The sequence below is a fragment of the Pseudomonas zeae genome (genome assembly GCF_014268485.2).
Lineage (GTDB): Bacteria > Pseudomonadota > Gammaproteobacteria > Pseudomonadales > Pseudomonadaceae > Aquipseudomonas > Aquipseudomonas neuropathica.
The window spans coordinates 651,669-667,943 of the sequence record NZ_CP077090.1; the positions used below are offsets into that span (position 1 = coordinate 651,669).

A 16,275-nucleotide genomic window follows, 5' to 3' on the forward strand; every position below is an offset into this window, starting at 1 on the left:
ATGACTGCGCCCTGGCAGCCGTTGCTCGATTGGTGGTTCGGACATGCGGAATCCCCCGACGAGATAGCGGCTGACAAGGGCAAGTTGTGGTTCGGTAAGCGAGACAGCCAAGACCTCGACGCGCGTGAGCGTTTCGGGGTCTTTGTCGATCAGGCCCTGGCCGGCGAATTGACCGCGTGGACGCAACGTCCCGAAGGTTGGCTGGCGGTGGTGTTATTGCTCGATCAACTGCCGCGAATGATCTTTCGCGACACCCCAAAAGCGTTTTCCGGCGATCTGCGCGCGCAGAAACTCGTCGCCCAAGGTATTGCGGCGGATTTCGATCGGCAGTTGAAACCGATCCAGCGTGTGTTTATTTATCTGGTGTTTGAGCACTGCGAGAATCTTGCGGTGCAGAACGAGGCGGTTTCCAGGTTTATCGAACTGGTGGCTGAACAGCCGGAAGCGGAGCGGGCGGTGTTTGCGGATAATCTGGATTATGCCGAGCGGCATCGGAAAGTGATTGCGCGGTTTGGCCGGTTTCCGCATCGCAATGCGGTGTTGGGGCGGGAGTCTACGGCGGAGGAGTTGGTGTTTCTTTCCGAGCCGGGTTCACGGTTTTAAGAGCTTTCCCTCACTGTAGAGACCGGTACATCCTTTACAAATTAGACCGGGGACATCGTTTACACCTTTACAGGCTTGAAACGCGTTTGGCGCCTCTTTCAAGCCTGCCTAAACAGTGGCTGCAAAGGTACAGTTCCCAAGCGTCATCAGCCACTTCCTTCAACGCGATGTCCTCTCCAATTAGAGCCTCTCCTAGAAAAATCAGCTGTCCTTTCCATTTAATTTCCCCATTTGACCGAACCTTACGTACTTCAACATCGGAACCGTATTCAAGCGCAGGCAAGTAACCGGGATAAGCGCGTATCGACGGGCGATAGACAGATGCCGGCGGTTTCATGCCCAGCGCGGTGTGCGGTCGGTGGTGGTTGAAGTCTTGGATGAAATCCTGAAAAGCCAGCTGCTGGCGCACCAGGTTTTCCGCCGGTGGCACTGCTGCCTTTAGCGTTCGATGCATCCGTTCATGTCGACCATTTTGGTCGGGACGGCCAGGTGTAATCGTTTCGACATGGATTCCGAGCCTGATGAACCAAACCGATAACTTCGAAAGTCGCGCCAGACCTGTCGACGCAAAAGGAGCGCCATTATCAGTGCGGATCACATCCGGCAGCCCATATTCTCGAAAAGCCCACTCGAAGCCTTCCCGCGTCGGCGCTCCGTGCGTACTGGGCAAAGCGCGACAGACGAATAAAAAGCGGCTCATCTGATCGGTAATGGTCAGCGGATAGCACCAATTACCGTCCTGCATTTTGAACTGCCCTTTGTAATCAGCACACCAAGTCTGGTTGGGCGCGTCGACCGGACGTAAATGTGTTGGAGCACGGGGACGCGGGGGATAGGGCCGTCGTGCCACCACCAAACCAGCTTTCTTCAACCACTCCCCGGCGGTACTCGCCGCCGGCCATTGGATATGCGGATCGGAATCGCGCAGGCGACCAATGATCTGCTTGGGTCCCCGATCGGGATGTTCGTTTTTCTTGGCCAGCAACTTGGCGATGATTTCATCGGAAGTTTGGTGAGGGCAATTCAGCGGCTTACGCGACTGCTCTTTCAAGCCATCCACGCCCAACGCTGCATACCGTTCCAGCCACTTGTCGATGGTTGGACGACTGACGCCATACCGCCGGCTTAATTGGCTTTTGGTGTAGCTGCCGCTGAGCCAATCGCTAATTAACTTCACTCGTTGATCCATTGGGGACTCTTGTTTCCAGGGCATGGTCAGCACCTCCTGACCATGATTGATACCTGTAAACCATGTCCCCGGTCTCAAACGTAAAGGATGTACCCGGTCTTTACCCACCCTAGCCCTCTCCCGGAGGGAGAGGGGACTGACCGAGTTGTCTGGTCTTGATACATCGACCTGCAATTTCTGAGTCGAACTCAGGTCTGGAAAATCCCCCGATCGGCTCCCTTTCCCCCTCGCCCCCCTGGGGGAGAGGGCTGGGGTGAGGGGGTAAAGCCCTTGATCTTCAGATCCTGAAACTACCCACCAATTGCTTCAACCGCGCCGCCTGCTGCTCCAGATCCGAGCACGCGCGCAACGTCGCCTGCAAGTTCTCCACCCCTTCCTGATTCAGCGTGTTGATCTCGTTGATATCGACATTGATCGACTCGACCACCGCCGTCTGCTCTTCAGTCGCCGTCGCTACCGACTGGTTCATCCCGTCGATCTCACCGATACGCTGAGTCACGCTACCCAATCGCTCACCGGCCTGGTTGGCGATACCGACACTGCTTTCACTCTCACGCTGGCTCTCGGTCATGATGCTTACCGCCTGACGCGCGCCGACCTGCAGCTCTTCGATCATCTTTTGCACTTGCTGCGCCGAATCCTGGGTGCGGTGGGCGAGGTTGCGCACTTCATCTGCGACCACGGCGAAACCACGCCCAGCTTCACCGGCACGCGCTGCTTCGATCGCGGCGTTGAGCGCGAGCAGATTGGTCTGCTGGGAAATGCTGGTGATCACTTCGAGAATCTGGCCGATGTTCACCGTGTTGCTGTTCAGGGTTTCGATGTTGCCGCAGGAATCGCTGATCTTCGCCGACAGCTGTTGCATGGCCGAAATGGTTTTATCCACCACCTGCTGACCGTCGACCGCGAGGCTGCGCGCATCGCTGGAGTGCTGCGAGGCGAGGGCGGCGTTCTGGGCGATTTCCTGGGCGGCGGCGCCGAGTTGGTTGATCGCGGCGGCGACGCTGTTGGTACGGCTGGACTGCTGATCGGAGTTGTACATCGACGAGTTCGACGCCGCGACTACGCGCAGGGCGACTTCGTTGACCTGGCCGGTGGCCGAAGACACTTCACGGATCGAGGTGTGAATGCGCTCGACGAAACGGTTGAACGAGGTGCCTAGCGCGCCGAACTCGTCGTTGCCGTGTATCACCAGACGTTTAGTCAGGTCGCCTTCACCTTCGGCGATGTCGTGCATCGCTCGGCCCATGGTCAGCAACGGTTGCATCAGCACGCGAATGAGCATGCCGAGCAGGGCGATGATGATCACCACGGCAATAACCATGGCGATCAGCGCCGAGGTGCGGAATTCGCTGAGCATTGCGAACGCGGTGTCTTTATCGAGTACCAGCGCCACGTACCAGTCGGCCGACGGCACGCCGTTGATGTGGGTGAAGGAGATCAGTTGGGTTTTGCCGTCGAGCTCGACTTCTTTCAGACCCGGGCTGACTTTCGGCGCACCATTGGGATAGGCCTCGGCAAGGGTCTTGAGTACCAGTTTGCTGTCCGGGTGGATCAGGATCTTGCCGTCGGCACTGACGATGAATGCGTGACCGTGGCCACCGAAGTTCAGCGAGTTGATGATCGCGCTAACGCTGGTCAGGTCGATGTCGGCACCGGCGACGCCGAGCATCTGGCCCTGGCGCTGAACAGGTGTTGCGACAGTGATCACCAGTTTGCCCGAGGACGCGGCGATGTACGGTTCGGTGACGATGGTCTGTTGTGCGCTGTTTGCCGCTTTGTACCAGCCACGTGCACGCGGATCGTAATCCGGCGCGCGATTGCCGGCCGGCACCGAGAACATCACGCCGTCAGCGCCGCCGAAATAGCTGAGCTGGAAATTGCCGGTGTAGGCGGGCAGGTCGATGATGCGTTTCAGGCTGGCGGGAGCGTTACCGTCGACGGCGACTTGCTGCGACAGCGATTGCAGCAATTGAATGCGGCTTTCCAGCCAGGTCTGGATGTTGCTGGTGGTCAGGCTGCCCAGCTCCTGCATCGAGGCTTCGGTGCTGCTGTTCAAGGCTTCGCGCTGTCGATAGTCGTTGAAGAAAATGAAACAGGCGAACGCAATGGCCACCACGAGGGCGGCAGCCAACAAGATCTTGTGGCTGAATTTCATGTTTCTGGTCATCGAATGAACTACCGCGAAGGGGCTGGTCAAGAAAGGGCGGCAATTTGCCACACTCTGGGGCTTTGCGCTGCTTTTATGTCGACCGCGTTGCGCCAAAGATTAGGCGTCTTTGGCGAAATGCGACGAAATGCTCAAGAGCGTTACAAAGTGGCTGATTTATCGGCAAATGCCGGACGAGCGGGCTAATAAATAGCCGTCCAGCCACGGAACCAGATGAGGGTTTTCTCTTCTAAGCTTCTGGTTGGCACCATGCCATCCCCCCTCGTTCCAGGAGTTACACCATGTCGCTGCGATCTCTCGCCCTTCTGTCGTTTTGCGTGCTGTTGGCCGCATGCAGCAAGGTCAATCAGGAAAACTATTCGAAGCTCTCGGCCGGTATGGCCAAGGCCGAAGTCGAGACTCTGCTCGGCAAGCCCACCGATTGCTCGGGCGCGCTCGGCATGTCCAGTTGCACTTGGGGCGACAAGAACAGCTTTATCAGCGTGCAGTACGCCGGTGACAAAGTGCTGATGTTTTCCGGCCAAGGCCTGAAGTAAACCGGGGCTTCGCGCCCACGGAGAAGAAAAATGAAGCGGTTATTGCTGATCCTTTTTGCCGGCCTGGTACTGGCCGGCTGCGCCACTTCCGGCGTCGACCCGTTGGCGCCGAAAACCGTCAACAGCGTCAATCTCAAGCGTTATCAGGGCACCTGGTATGAACTGGCGCGCTTGCCGATGTATTTCCAGCGCAATTGCGCGCAGTCCGAAGCCCATTACACCCTCAAGCCGGACGGCAATGTCGCGGTGCTCAATCGCTGCCTGACTCCGGACTGGCAGTGGGAAGAGGCCAAGGGCACGGCTTATCCACAGGTGCCGGGCAAGACCGACAAGCTGTGGGTCGAATTCGATACCTGGTTCTCACGTCTGATTCCGGGTGTGGCGAAAGGTGAATACTGGGTGTTGTACGTCAGCGATGACTACAAGACCGCCATCGTCGGCGACCCGAGTCGCAAGTACATGTGGTTGCTGTCGCGCACACCGACCGTCAACGGGGTGGTCCGTGAAGAGCTGCTGAGCAAGGCACGTCAGCAGGGTTATGACACCACGCGATTGATCTGGCGAGCGTCGGATCGGCAGATGGCCAAGACCTCGAATTAAGCATCGCCACAGATCAAATGTGGGAGCGAGCCTGCTCGCGAAGAGGGCGTGTCAGTTAACGAAAATGTTGACTGATACACCGCTTTCGCGAGCAGGCTCGCTCCCACATTTTTGTTTTGTGTCAGCCTAAAAGGTCGCGCAAAACCTGGGTGAAGGCGCGTGCACTGTCTTCTTCGCCAGCATGCCGGCCATCGCGCACAACCCACTGACCATTGACCAGCACGTCGCGCACCTGACGATCGCCGCCGGCAAACAACCAGCGATTCAAAATCCCGTCACCCGTGGCCGTCGCCAGATAGGGGTCACTGCCATCCAGCACAATCCAGTCCGCACGTTTGCCAACTTCCAGCGCGCCAATCGGCTGCCCCAACGCTTGCGCGCCGCCATCCAGCGCCGCGTCATACAGCGTGCGCCCGACCATCGGTTGATCCGCGCCATACAAGCGATTGCGCCGCTGATCGCGCAGGCGCTGGCCGTATTCCAGCCAACGCAATTCTTCGACCACGCTCAGTGACACATGGCTGTCGGAACCGATGCCCATGCGTCCGCCCTGCGCGAGGAAGTCCACCGCCGGGAAAATCCCATCGCCCAGATTAGCCTCCGTGGTCAGGCACAGCCCGGCGATGGCGCGACTCTTGGCCATCAGGGTGACTTCTTCCGGATTGGCGTGAGTCGCGTGGACCAGGCACCAGCGTTGATCGACTTGGGTATTTTCGTACAGCCATTGCAAAGGGCGACGACCGCTCCAGCTCAGGCAATCGTCGACTTCTTTTTGCTGCTCGGCGATGTGGATGTGCACCGGGCATTGCTTGTCGCTTGCCGCCAATACTTCACTGATTTGTTGCGGCGTGACCGCACGCAACGAATGGAAGCACAGCCCCAGTGACTGCGCTTTTTGCTGCGCGAGTAAGGGCTGTAAGCGCGATTGCAGGTTCAGGTAATTTTCAGTGCTGTTGATGAAGCGGCGTTGGCCGTCATTCGGCGTCTGACCGCCAAAACCAGAGTGGCTGTAGAGCACCGGCAACAGGGTCAGACCGATGCCGCTTTCACTCGCAGCCTGGCTGATGCGCAAGGCCAGTTCAGCCGGGTCGGCGTAAGGCTGACCATTGCTGTCGTGGTGCACGTAGTGAAATTCAGCGACGGAGGTATAACCGGCCTTGAGCATTTCGATGTACAGCTGACGGGCAATCACGCCGAGTTGATCCGGGCTGATTTTTCCGACGAGCCGATACATCAGATCGCGCCACGTCCAGAAACTGTCGTTCGGATTGCCGGCCACTTCAGCCAGACCCGCCATCGCCCGCTGGAAGGCGTGGGAGTGCAGATTCGGCATGCCCGGCAGCAGCGGGCCGCTCAGCCGTTCGGCGCCGTCTGCGGTGGAATCGGCCTGAATCTGGGTCAGCAGGCCATCGGCGCTGACCTCAAGACGTACATTGTTGGCCCATCCGTTAGGCAGCAGCGCGCGTTCGGCAAAGAAGGCGGACATGGTTCGGCACCCCATCGTGTGTTATTTGTATATACATATACAGACGTTTGCCTGCCCGGTAAACTCCGGCAAGCTAGCCACTTTCACCAATGAACAGGGATCAACCGTGCCGACTCCGCCTCCAGTCTCCCCGTTGGCCGCGAACATGGGCGACAGTCCGGCGCCCTTGTACGCCCGCGTCAAACAGATGATTACCCAGCAGATCGACAGCGGAAACTGGCCGCCGCACTACCGCGTGCCGTCCGAAAGCGAGCTGGTCAATCAACTCGGTTTCAGCCGCATGACCATCAACCGCGCGCTGCGCGAGATGACTGCCGATGGCCTGTTGGTGCGCATGCAAGGCGTCGGCACCTTTGTCGCCGAACCGAAGAGCCAGTCTGCGCTGTTCGAAGTGCACAACATCGCCGACGAAATCGCCTCCCGTGGCCATCGCCACACCTGCCAGGTCATCACTCTTGAAGAAGAGGCTGCCGGTTCCGAGCGCGCGCTGGCGCTGGACATGCGTGAAGGGCAGAAGGTGTTCCACTCGCTGATCGTGCATTACGAAAATGATATTCCGGTGCAAATCGAAGACCGTTTCGTCAACGCACTGGTCGCGCCGGAATACCTCAAGCAGGATTTCACTCTGCAGACGCCTTACGCGTATCTCAATCAGGTGGCGCCGCTGACTGAGGGCGAGCACGTGGTTGAAGCGATTCTGGCCGAGCCCTCCGAGTGCAAGTTGCTGCAGATTGAAAAAGGCGAGCCGTGTTTGCTGATTCGTCGCCGCACCTGGTCAGGGCGCCAGCCGGTTACCGCCGCTCGACTGATTCACCCAGGTTCCCGTCATCGTCTGGAAGGGCGCTTTCATAAATGACTCAAGTGAAGGTTTTACGTGCCGAAGGCTACCCGCGCATGCCGTGGAAAAACGGTGGCGGTAGCACTGAAGAAATCACCCGTGACGCGGGTGCCGGTCTGGACGGTTTTGGCTGGCGCCTGTCGATTGCCGACATCGCTGAGTCGGGTGGTTTTTCGACGTTCGCCGGTTACCAGCGGGTGATCACCGTGTTGCAGGGTGACGGCATGACCTTGTGCGTTGACGGCGACGATACGCGGCCGCTGTTACCGCTCGACCCGTTTGCTTTCAGTGGTGAGAGCCAGGTGTCGTGCACGCTGTTAGGCGGTGCGATTCGCGATTTCAACCTGATCTATGCGCCGCAGCGTTACAGCGCGCGGTTGCAGTGGCTGGACGGTGAGCAGCGGCTCTTCAGTTCGGCGGGAACGGTGCTGGTGTTCAGTGTCAGTGAGCTGCTGCAAGTGCAGGTTGGTGACAGTGTTTCGCAGTTGGGGCGACATGACTGTCTGCAACTGGACGGCAACAGCGGGCTGGTCGAAGTTGCCGTTGATGCGGGTTGCTGTGTCATTGAGCTGACTGCCCGCTGATTGAAAAATCTTAAAAGATCGCAGCCTTCGGCAGCTCCTACAATGGGATTGATGTACGCCCTGTAAGAGCTGCCGAAGGCTGCGATCTTTTGCTTTTGGGGTGTTCCCAACCCACGCACCAACTTGTTACCGAACGCCCCAGCGTGGCGCAAAACCACGCTCACGTAACAAAGTCCCGTCGCCCTGAATCATCCCCACGAAAAATTTCATCCACGCCCGAACCCTTGATTCAGGCGCCCTCCAGCCGTGCCCAGGATTTTTCTTGAACACCCCTCCAACAAGTTGGCCGCTTGATTGCATATGCTTGTATGTACAAGTAAAGACGTATGCGTATGAGTTGTTCGAGACTCTCCGCAGCGTCCACTGATTCGCTTGTCGCGCATTGATGCACGCAGGCTGCTTGCCCACTGCCAGGGTTGGTTTGAATTGATCGCTGAGGAGTCTTTTTCGTGACTGACAATAAGCCTACAAAGTTTCGCAACGTTGAGATCCGCGCTGCCCGCGGCAACAAGCTGACCGCCAAGAGCTGGCTGACCGAAGCGCCGCTGCGCATGCTGATGAACAACCTCGACCCGGAAGTCGCCGAGAACCCCAAAGAGCTGGTGGTTTACGGTGGTATTGGTCGCGCTGCGCGTAACTGGGAGTGCTACGACAAGATCGTCGAAAGCCTGACCAATCTGAACGACGACGAAACCCTGCTGGTGCAATCCGGCAAGCCGGTCGGTGTGTTCAAGACCCACGCTAACGCCCCGCGCGTACTGATCGCCAACTCCAACCTGGTGCCACACTGGGCGAGCTGGGAGCACTTCAACGAACTCGACGCCAAAGGCCTGGCCATGTACGGCCAGATGACCGCCGGCAGCTGGATCTACATCGGCAGCCAGGGCATCGTTCAAGGCACCTACGAAACCTTCGTTGAAGCCGGTCGCCAGCACTACAACGACAACCTCACCGGCAAGTGGGTCCTCACCGCCGGTCTGGGCGGCATGGGTGGTGCGCAACCGCTGGCGGCAACCCTCGCCGGCGCTTGCTCGCTGAACATCGAATGCCAACAAGTCAGCATCGATTTCCGCCTGAAAAGCCGTTACGTCGACGAGCAGGCCAAAGACCTCGACGACGCTCTGGCGCGCATCGACAAATACACCAAAGAAGGTAAAGCGATTTCCATTGCCCTGCTGGGTAACGCCGCAGAAATCCTTCCGGAACTGGTCAAGCGCGGCGTACGCCCGGACATGGTCACCGACCAGACCAGCGCCCACGATCCGCTCAACGGTTACCTGCCGGCGGGCTGGACCTGGGACGAATACCGCGCCCGCGCCAAGACCGAACCGGCCGCTGTGATCAAAGCCGCCAAGCAGTCGATGGCGGTGCACGTCAAAGCGATGCTGGAATTCCAGAAGCAAGGCATTCCGACCTTCGACTACGGCAACAACATCCGTCAGATGGCGCAGGAAGAAGGCGTCGAAAACGCCTTCGACTTTCCGGGTTTCGTACCGGCCTACATCCGTCCGCTGTTCTGCCGTGGCATCGGCCCGTTCCGTTGGGCGGCGCTGTCGGGCGATCCACAAGACATCTACAAAACCGACGCCAAGGTCAAAGAGCTGATCCCCGACGACGCCCATCTGCACAACTGGCTGGACATGGCCCGCGAGCGCATCAGCTTCCAGGGTCTGCCGGCCCGTATCTGCTGGGTCGGTCTGGGTCTGCGCGCCAAGCTTGGTCTGGCCTTTAACGAAATGGTCCGCAGCGGCGAGCTGTCGGCGCCGATCGTGATCGGTCGCGACCACCTCGACTCCGGCTCGGTCGCTAGCCCGAACCGTGAAACCGAATCGATGCAGGACGGTTCCGACGCTGTGTCCGACTGGCCACTGCTCAACGCTCTGTTGAACACCGCGAGCGGCGCGACCTGGGTTTCCCTGCACCACGGCGGCGGCGTCGGCATGGGCTTCTCGCAGCACTCGGGCATGGTGATTGTTTGCGACGGTACGGACGAAGCGGCCGAGCGTATTGCGCGCGTACTGCACAACGACCCGGCCACCGGTGTCATGCGTCACGCCGATGCCGGTTACCAGATCGCCATCGACTGCGCCAAGGAACAGGGGCTGAACCTGCCGATGATTACCGGCGGTAAGTAACACGCTTTGGCTTTATGTGGGAGCGAGCTTGCTCGCGAAAGCAATCTGTCAGCCAGCACAGATGTTGACTGTGCTGGCCTATTCGCGAGCAAGCTCGCTCCCACAGAAAAGCAGCACTACCGAAGCTCAGTGAACTATTAAAACAATCCACAGAGGTTGAATCATGGCTGTTAACACCGATCGTGCAAGCAACAAACCGTTGATCGAGAGGCGTTCGATCGACTACATCCCGGAAGCGGAAAGACACGGTCGTCTGTTTAGCCAGTTCACCCTGTGGATGGGTGCGAATCTGCAAATCACCGCGATTGTCACTGGGGCCCTGGCCGTGGTGCTGGGCGGTGATGTGTTCTGGTCGTTGATTGGTCTGTTGATCGGTCAATTGCTCGGCGGCGGGGTGATGGCGTTGCACGCTGCGCAAGGGCCGAAACTGGGTCTGCCGCAGATGATTTCCAGTCGCGTGCAGTTTGGCGTTTACGGCGCGGCAATCCCGATTGTGCTGGTGTGCCTGATGTACCTGGGTTTCACCGCGACGGGCACCGTGCTTTCCGGTCAGGCGTTGGGCCAGTTGTTTAACGTCAGTGACAGCGTCGGCATCCTGATTTTTGCCAGCGTCATCGTGCTGGTGACGGTGCTCGGTTATCGGGTGATCCACTGGATCGGCCGTGTTGCCAGCGTGATTGGCGTGATCGCTTTCGTCTTCCTGTTCTGGCGCCTGATGAGCCAGACCGACGTCGGCGCACTTCTGCAAATTCGTCATTTCAGCTGGAGCAGCTTCCTGCTCGCGGTGTCGCTCGCGGCCTCCTGGCAGATCGCTTTCGGCCCCTACGTGGCTGACTATTCCCGTTACTTGCCGAGCAACACCTCGGCGGTGAAAACCTTCTTCGCCGCCGGTGCCGGTTCAGTGGTTGGCGCGCAAGTGGCGATGATCCTCGGTGTGTTCGCTGCGGCTTCGGCCAACGGCCAGTTCGCCGGTCATGAAGTTGCTTACATCGTCGGTCTGGGCGGCACCGGTGCCACCGCCGCGCTGCTGTACTTCAGCATCGCGTTCGGCAAGGTGACCATCTCGACGCTGAACTCCTACGGCAGCTTCATGTGCATCGCGACCATCATCAGTGGTTTCAAAGGCCACCTGACCGTTACGCGCATGCAGCGTCTGGTGTTTGTGCTGGTGATTGTCGGCGCAGCGACCCTGATTGCACTGCTTGGTCAGCACTCGTTCCTCGGTGCGTTCAAGTCTTTCATCCTGTTCCTGCTCGCGTTTTTCACCCCGTGGAGCGCGATCAACCTGGTGGATTACTACTGCATCACCCGCGAGCGCTATGACGTGCCGGCGCTGGCCAATCCGAACGGTCGCTACGGGCGCTGGAACCTGCTCGGCATCAGCGTCTATGTGTTCGGCGTGCTGGTGCAGTTACCGTTCATCTCTACCAAGTTCTACACCGGCCCGCTGGTGGCGACCCTCGGTGATGTGGACATTTCCTGGATCATCGGTCTGGTGCTGCCGGCTGCCGTCTACTACGTGTGTGCAAAAAAATGGCACAGCGCGGTACCTGATCAACTGATTCTGCCGGTCGAGCAGAACAGCGTTGTACCACCTGAAAAAAGTGGGGCCGGGCGCGCTGCGGCGCAGGCCTGATTGGACGTGGACAGGGCTGGATGCCTCTTGACTGCCGTAAGCCAATTCATGATTAGGAGCGTCGAAACAATGAAATCGAACAAGACCCTGCTCACCACACTGCTGTCCATGGGCCTGCTGGCCAGTGCCGGTGCGACCCAAGCCGCTGGCTGGTGCGAATCGGGTAAACCGGTGAAATTCGCCGGCCTGAACTGGGAAAGCGGCATGCTGCTGACCGACGTGCTGCAAGTGGTGCTGGAGAAAGGTTACGACTGCAAGACCGACAGCCTGCCGGGCAACTCCATCACCATGGAGAACGCCTTGAGCAGCAACGATATTCAAGTGTTCGCCGAAGAGTGGGTCGGCCGCAGCGAGGTCTGGAACAAGGCCGAGAAGGCCGGCAAGGTCGTCGGTGTCGGTGCGCCGATCGTCGGCGCCGTGGAAGGTTGGTATGTGCCGCGATACGTGATCGAAGGCGACGCCAAACGCAAGCTGGAAGCCAAAGCCCCAGACCTGAAAAACATCGCCGATCTGGGCAAATACGCCGCCGTGTTCAAGGACGCCGAAGAGCCGTCCAAGGGTCGCTTCTACAATTGCCCGGCCGGCTGGACCTGCGAGCTGGACAACAGCGAAATGCTCAAAAGCTACGGTCTGGAAAGCAGCTACACCAACTTCCGCCCGGGCACCGGCCCAGCGCTCGATGCGGCGGTGCTGTCGAGCTACAAGCGCGGCGAGCCGATCCTGTTCTACTACTGGTCGCCAACCCCGCTGATGGGCCAGATCGATGCGGTGAAACTGGAAGAAAAACCCGGCGTCGACAAGACCGTAAGCATCAAGGTCGGTCTGTCGAAAACCTTCCACGACGAGGCCCCGGAACTGGTCGCCGTGCTGGAAAAGGTCAACCTGCCGATCGACCTGCTGAACCAGAACCTGGGCCGCATGGCCAAGGAACGTATCGAGTCGCCAAAACTGGCGAAAATCTTCCTCAAGGAACATCCTGAGGTCTGGCATGCGTGGGTCAGTGCAGACGCAGCCAAGAAAATCGACGCGGCGCTGTAGGTCGATACCTCCCGGTCAACCGTGAGGCTGGCCGGGAGATATGCCGTAATCGCTTGATTGAGATTTCTGATTGAGAGCCGCTTATGTTTCCCGAAAGCTTTACCTTTTCCATCGCCGACTGGGTCAACGGTTGGGTCGATTCGCTGGTCACCAACTACGGTGATGTGTTCCGCCACATCTCCGACACCCTGCTCTGGGCCATCGTCAACCTCGAAGGCCTGCTGCGTGCGGCGCCGTGGTGGTTGATGCTGGCGATCGTCGGTGTCGTCGCCTGGCACGCCACGCGCAAAGTGGTGACCACGGCGGTCATCGTCGGTCTGCTGTTCCTCGTCGGCGCCGTTGGCCTGTGGGACAAGCTGATGCAGACACTGGCGCTGATGATGGTCGCGACGATCATTTCGGTGCTGATCGGCATCCCGCTGGGGATTCTCTCGGCGCGCAGCAATCGCCTGCGTTCGGTGCTGATGCCGCTGCTCGACATCATGCAGACCATGCCCAGCTTCGTGTACCTGATCCCGGTGCTGATGCTGTTCGGTCTGGGCAAGGTCCCGGCGATTTTCGCCACGGTGATCTACGCCGCACCGCCGCTGATTCGCCTGACCGATCTGGGCATTCGCCAGGTCGACGGCGAAGTGATGGAAGCGATCAACGCCTTCGGCGCCAACCGCTGGCAGCAACTGTTCGGCGTGCAATTGCCGCTGGCCCTGCCAAGCATCATGGCCGGGATCAACCAGACCACGATGATGGCCCTGTCGATGGTGGTGATCGCCTCGATGATCGGTGCCCGGGGGCTTGGTGAAGATGTGCTGGTGGGGATTCAGACCCTCAACGTTGGACGCGGCCTCGAAGCCGGTCTGGCGATCGTGATTCTCGCAGTGGTCATCGACCGCATTACTCAGGCGTACGGTCGGCCACGGCATGAGGTGAGCAAATGAGCAACGCAACCGTGAGCAAGATCGAAGTCAAAAACGTCTTCAAGATTTTCGGCAACCGCGCCAAGGACGCACTGGCGATGGTCGGCCAGGGCAAGACCAAGGATCAGGTGCTGAGCGAGACCGGTTGCGTGGTCGGCGTGAACGATCTGTCGCTGAGCATCGGCACCGGCGAGATCTTCGTGATCATGGGCCTGTCCGGCTCGGGCAAGTCGACGCTGGTGCGCCACTTCAACCGGCTGATCGACCCGACCAGCGGCGCGATCCTCGTCGACGGCGTGGACATCCTGCAATACGACATGGACGCCCTGCGCGAATTTCGCCGGCACAAGATCAGCATGGTGTTCCAGAGCTTCGGCCTGCTGCCGCACAAAAGCGTGCTCGACAACGTCGCCTACGGCCTGAAAGTCCGTGGCGAGAGCAAGCAAATGTGCTCGGAACGCGCGCTGCACTGGATCAACACCGTGTGCCTCAAAGGCTACGAAAACAAATACCCGCACCAGCTCTCCGGCGGCATGCGTCAGCGTGTCGGCCTGGCCCGCGCCTTGGCGGCGGACACCGACATCATCCTCATGGACGAAGCGTTCAGTGCGCTGGATCCACTGATCCGCGCGGAGATGCAGGACCAGTTGCTGGAGCTGCAAAAGACTCTGCACAAGACCATCGTGTTTATCACTCACGACCTTGATGAAGCGGTGCGCATCGGTAATCGCATTGCGATTCTCAAGGATGGCCGGCTGATTCAGGTCGGCACGCCGCGCGAGATTCTGCATTCGCCGGCGGATGAGTACGTTGACCGGTTTGTGCAGCGGCGGGCGGCGGTGGTTTAGGTAGATTTGTGCTGGTTGGGCTGGCCTCTTCGCGAGCAGGCTCGCTCCCACAGGAGACTGCATTCCAATGTGGGAGCGAGCCTGCTCGCGAAGGCGGCGGCACAGCTGCATCAATGTTCGGATGAGGTTAATGATGTCCCAGGCTGAAAAAATCGTTATCACCGGCACCCCTCTGCGCTGGCAGGATGTGGTCGCTGTCGCCCGTCACGGCGCGCCTCTGGAACTGTCGAGCGACACCTGGGCGCGCATCGAAAACGCCCAAGGCATCGTCCAGCGCATCGTCGAAAGCGGCGAACGTGCCTATGGCGTCAATACCGGCCTGGGCGGCTTGTCCAACGTCTCGCTCAAAGACGAGCAACTCAGCCAGCTCTCGCGCAACACCTTGCTTAGCCATGCCTGCGGCGTCGGCCCGGTGCTGCCCGACGAGCAGACACGCGCGATCATCTGCGCGGCGATTCACAACTACAGCCACGGCAAATCCGGCATCCATCGCCGGGTCGTCGAAGGCCTGCTGGCGCTGCTCAATCGCGGTATCACCCCGCAAGTGCCGTCGCAAGGTTCGGTGGGTTATCTGACGCACATGGCGCACATCGGCATCGCGTTGCTCGGCGTCGGTAATGTCAGCTATCGCGGCCAGATCACCTCGGCGCAACAGGCATTGGCAGAAGAAGGCTTGAAACCGGTGCAGCTGGGTGCAAAGGACGGTTTGTGCCTGGTCAACGGCACGCCGTGCATGACCGGCCTCAGCTGTCTGGCGATTGCCGACGCAACGCGGTTGGTGCAATGGGCCGACGTCATCGGCGCAATGAGTTTTGAAGCCCAGCGCGGCCAGATCGATGCGTTCGACGCTGAGATCATCGCGCTGAAACCGCACCCGGGCATGCAGCAAGTGGGTATCAATCTGCGCGCCTTGCTCGATGGCAGTGAGGTGATCGCGTCGAGCAAGGGCATCCGTACTCAGGATGCGCTGAGCATCCGTTCGATCCCGCAGGTACACGGTGCTGCGCGTGATCAACTCGACCATGCGATCAAACAGGTCGAGGCCGAACTCAACGGCTGCACTGATAACCCGCTCCTGCTGGGCACGCCGGACAATTTCCGGGTGATGTCGCAAGCCAACCCGCACGGTCAGTCGGTGGCAATGGCAGCCGATCTGCTGGCGATTGCCATGGCCGAAATCGGCTCGATTGCCGAGCGTCGCCTCGACCGTTTGGTGAACCCGCACGTCAGCGGTCTGCCGGCGTTTCTGGTGGCCAATCCGGGGGTGAACTCCGGGATGATGATCGTCCAATACGTGGCCGCATCGCTGTGTGCGGAAAACCGCCAATTGGCGCAACCGGCGGTGCTCGACAACTACATCACCTCGGGCCTGCAGGAAGACCACTTGAGCATGGGCACCAACGCCGCGCTCAAGCTGCATCGCGCGCTGGAAAACTGCACGCAGATTCTCGCCATCGAGTACCTGCTGGCGGCGCAGGCGTTTGAATTCCTCAAGGAACAGCGCTTTGGCGTGGGCACTGACCGCGCATGGCGACTGCTGCGCGAAACGGTCCCGGCCTACGACCAGGATCGCTGGCTGGCGCCGGATATCGCTGCCGCTGCGAGCGTTCTGAAAAACCCGAATTCGCTGCACAACGTATTACCGAATCTGCACTGACAATACCCACGCCAGCGTGCCAAGGCGCGACTCCCCAAAAG

At 59.5% G+C, this 16,275-nt stretch carries 14 protein-coding genes and 1 pseudogene; 11 read left to right on the top strand and 4 right to left on the bottom strand.

Features of this window, described 5'->3' with window-relative positions; genetic code table 11:
- A complete protein-coding gene (locus HU754_RS02880) occupies positions 1-603 on the top strand; it encodes a DUF924 family protein (RefSeq protein WP_186620695.1) in 603 nt (200 codons plus the stop codon).
- Between the two features lie 67 nt (positions 604-670).
- Here the strand turns inward: HU754_RS02880 and HU754_RS02885 are convergent, their stop codons facing one another.
- From HU754_RS02885 to HU754_RS29730, 3 genes and pseudogenes are all read right to left on the bottom strand, one after another.
- Complete coding sequence (locus tag HU754_RS02885; protein WP_116256756.1) at positions 671-1,816, bottom strand: integrase core domain-containing protein; 1,146 nt, start codon at positions 1,814-1,816, stop codon at positions 671-673.
- Positions 1,817-2,069: 253 nt separating this feature from the next.
- Positions 2,070-2,834: a methyl-accepting chemotaxis protein gene (locus tag HU754_RS29725; protein WP_437182481.1), complete on the bottom strand. Its 765-nt coding sequence runs from the start codon at positions 2,832-2,834 to the stop codon at positions 2,070-2,072.
- A 93-nt stretch (positions 2,835-2,927) separates the two neighbouring features.
- Positions 2,928-3,962, bottom strand: a pseudogene (locus HU754_RS29730) (HAMP domain-containing protein); the annotation flags it as partial.
- Between the two features lie 281 nt (positions 3,963-4,243).
- Here HU754_RS29730 and HU754_RS02895 point away from each other — a divergent pair.
- Positions 4,244-4,498, top strand: coding sequence for a lipoprotein (locus HU754_RS02895; RefSeq protein WP_034152995.1), 255 nt, complete (start codon positions 4,244-4,246; stop codon positions 4,496-4,498).
- A 30-nt stretch (positions 4,499-4,528) separates the two neighbouring features.
- Positions 4,529-5,098, top strand: coding sequence for a lipocalin family protein (locus HU754_RS02900; protein WP_093430049.1), 570 nt, complete (start codon positions 4,529-4,531; stop codon positions 5,096-5,098).
- Positions 5,099-5,219: 121 nt separating this feature from the next.
- Here the strand turns inward: HU754_RS02900 and HU754_RS02905 are convergent, their stop codons facing one another.
- Positions 5,220-6,584, bottom strand: coding sequence for a formimidoylglutamate deiminase (locus HU754_RS02905; RefSeq protein WP_186621353.1), 1,365 nt, complete (start codon positions 6,582-6,584; stop codon positions 5,220-5,222).
- 145 nt (positions 6,585-6,729) lie between these two features.
- On the opposite strand from HU754_RS02905, the gene hutC reads away from it, so the two are divergent.
- From hutC to hutH, 8 genes are all read left to right on the top strand, one after another.
- Positions 6,730-7,440, top strand: a complete 711-nt coding sequence (hutC, locus tag HU754_RS02910; protein ID WP_163013658.1) for a histidine utilization transcriptional repressor HutC — start codon at positions 6,730-6,732, stop codon at positions 7,438-7,440.
- Positions 7,437-8,006 (top strand): HutD/Ves family protein, encoded by a 570-nt coding sequence (locus tag HU754_RS02915; RefSeq protein WP_099757758.1) that lies wholly within the window; start codon positions 7,437-7,439, stop codon positions 8,004-8,006. Before hutC ends, HU754_RS02915 begins: the two co-directional genes overlap by 4 nt.
- Positions 8,007-8,455: 449 nt before the next feature.
- Positions 8,456-10,141, top strand: a complete 1,686-nt coding sequence (gene hutU, locus HU754_RS02920; protein WP_180698694.1) for a urocanate hydratase — start codon at positions 8,456-8,458, stop codon at positions 10,139-10,141.
- 163 nt (positions 10,142-10,304) lie between these two features.
- The gene (locus HU754_RS02925) at positions 10,305-11,777 is read left to right on the top strand and encodes a purine-cytosine permease family protein (RefSeq protein WP_186621351.1); all 1,473 of its coding nucleotides are present in this window, start codon (positions 10,305-10,307) and stop codon (positions 11,775-11,777) included.
- 69 nt (positions 11,778-11,846) lie between these two features.
- On the top strand, positions 11,847-12,815 hold the full coding sequence (locus HU754_RS02930; RefSeq protein WP_093430054.1) for an ABC transporter substrate-binding protein: 969 nt from the start codon (positions 11,847-11,849) through the stop codon (positions 12,813-12,815).
- A gap of 83 nt (positions 12,816-12,898) precedes the next feature.
- Entirely contained in the window at positions 12,899-13,750 is an 852-nt protein-coding gene (locus HU754_RS02935; RefSeq protein WP_007949591.1) for an ABC transporter permease, read from the top strand.
- Positions 13,747-14,577, top strand: coding sequence for a quaternary amine ABC transporter ATP-binding protein (locus HU754_RS02940; protein ID WP_186621349.1), 831 nt, complete (start codon positions 13,747-13,749; stop codon positions 14,575-14,577). Before HU754_RS02935 ends, HU754_RS02940 begins: the two co-directional genes overlap by 4 nt.
- Before the next feature lie 133 nt (positions 14,578-14,710).
- Positions 14,711-16,234, top strand: a complete 1,524-nt coding sequence (hutH, locus tag HU754_RS02945) for a histidine ammonia-lyase (protein WP_186621346.1) — start codon at positions 14,711-14,713, stop codon at positions 16,232-16,234.
- Positions 16,235-16,275: the final 41 nt, after the last annotated feature.

Coding starts and splice junctions, on each gene's coding strand:
- HU754_RS02880 (WP_186620695.1), top strand. CDS start 1: ATGACTGCGCCCTGGCAGCCGTTGCTCGATTGGTGGTTCGGACATGCG.
- HU754_RS02885 (WP_116256756.1), bottom strand. CDS start 1,816: ATGCCCTGGAAACAAGAGTCCCCAATGGATCAACGAGTGAAGTTAATT.
- HU754_RS29725 (WP_437182481.1), bottom strand. CDS start 2,834: ATGTACAACTCCGATCAGCAGTCCAGCCGTACCAACAGCGTCGCCGCC.
- HU754_RS02895 (WP_034152995.1), top strand. CDS start 4,244: ATGTCGCTGCGATCTCTCGCCCTTCTGTCGTTTTGCGTGCTGTTGGCC.
- HU754_RS02900 (WP_093430049.1), top strand. CDS start 4,529: ATGAAGCGGTTATTGCTGATCCTTTTTGCCGGCCTGGTACTGGCCGGC.
- HU754_RS02905 (WP_186621353.1), bottom strand. CDS start 6,584: ATGTCCGCCTTCTTTGCCGAACGCGCGCTGCTGCCTAACGGATGGGCC.
- hutC (WP_163013658.1), top strand. CDS start 6,730: ATGGGCGACAGTCCGGCGCCCTTGTACGCCCGCGTCAAACAGATGATT.
- HU754_RS02915 (WP_099757758.1), top strand. CDS start 7,437: ATGACTCAAGTGAAGGTTTTACGTGCCGAAGGCTACCCGCGCATGCCG.
- HU754_RS02925 (WP_186621351.1), top strand. CDS start 10,305: ATGGCTGTTAACACCGATCGTGCAAGCAACAAACCGTTGATCGAGAGG.
- HU754_RS02930 (WP_093430054.1), top strand. CDS start 11,847: ATGAAATCGAACAAGACCCTGCTCACCACACTGCTGTCCATGGGCCTG.
- HU754_RS02935 (WP_007949591.1), top strand. CDS start 12,899: ATGTTTCCCGAAAGCTTTACCTTTTCCATCGCCGACTGGGTCAACGGT.
- HU754_RS02940 (WP_186621349.1), top strand. CDS start 13,747: ATGAGCAACGCAACCGTGAGCAAGATCGAAGTCAAAAACGTCTTCAAG.
- hutH (WP_186621346.1), top strand. CDS start 14,711: ATGTCCCAGGCTGAAAAAATCGTTATCACCGGCACCCCTCTGCGCTGG.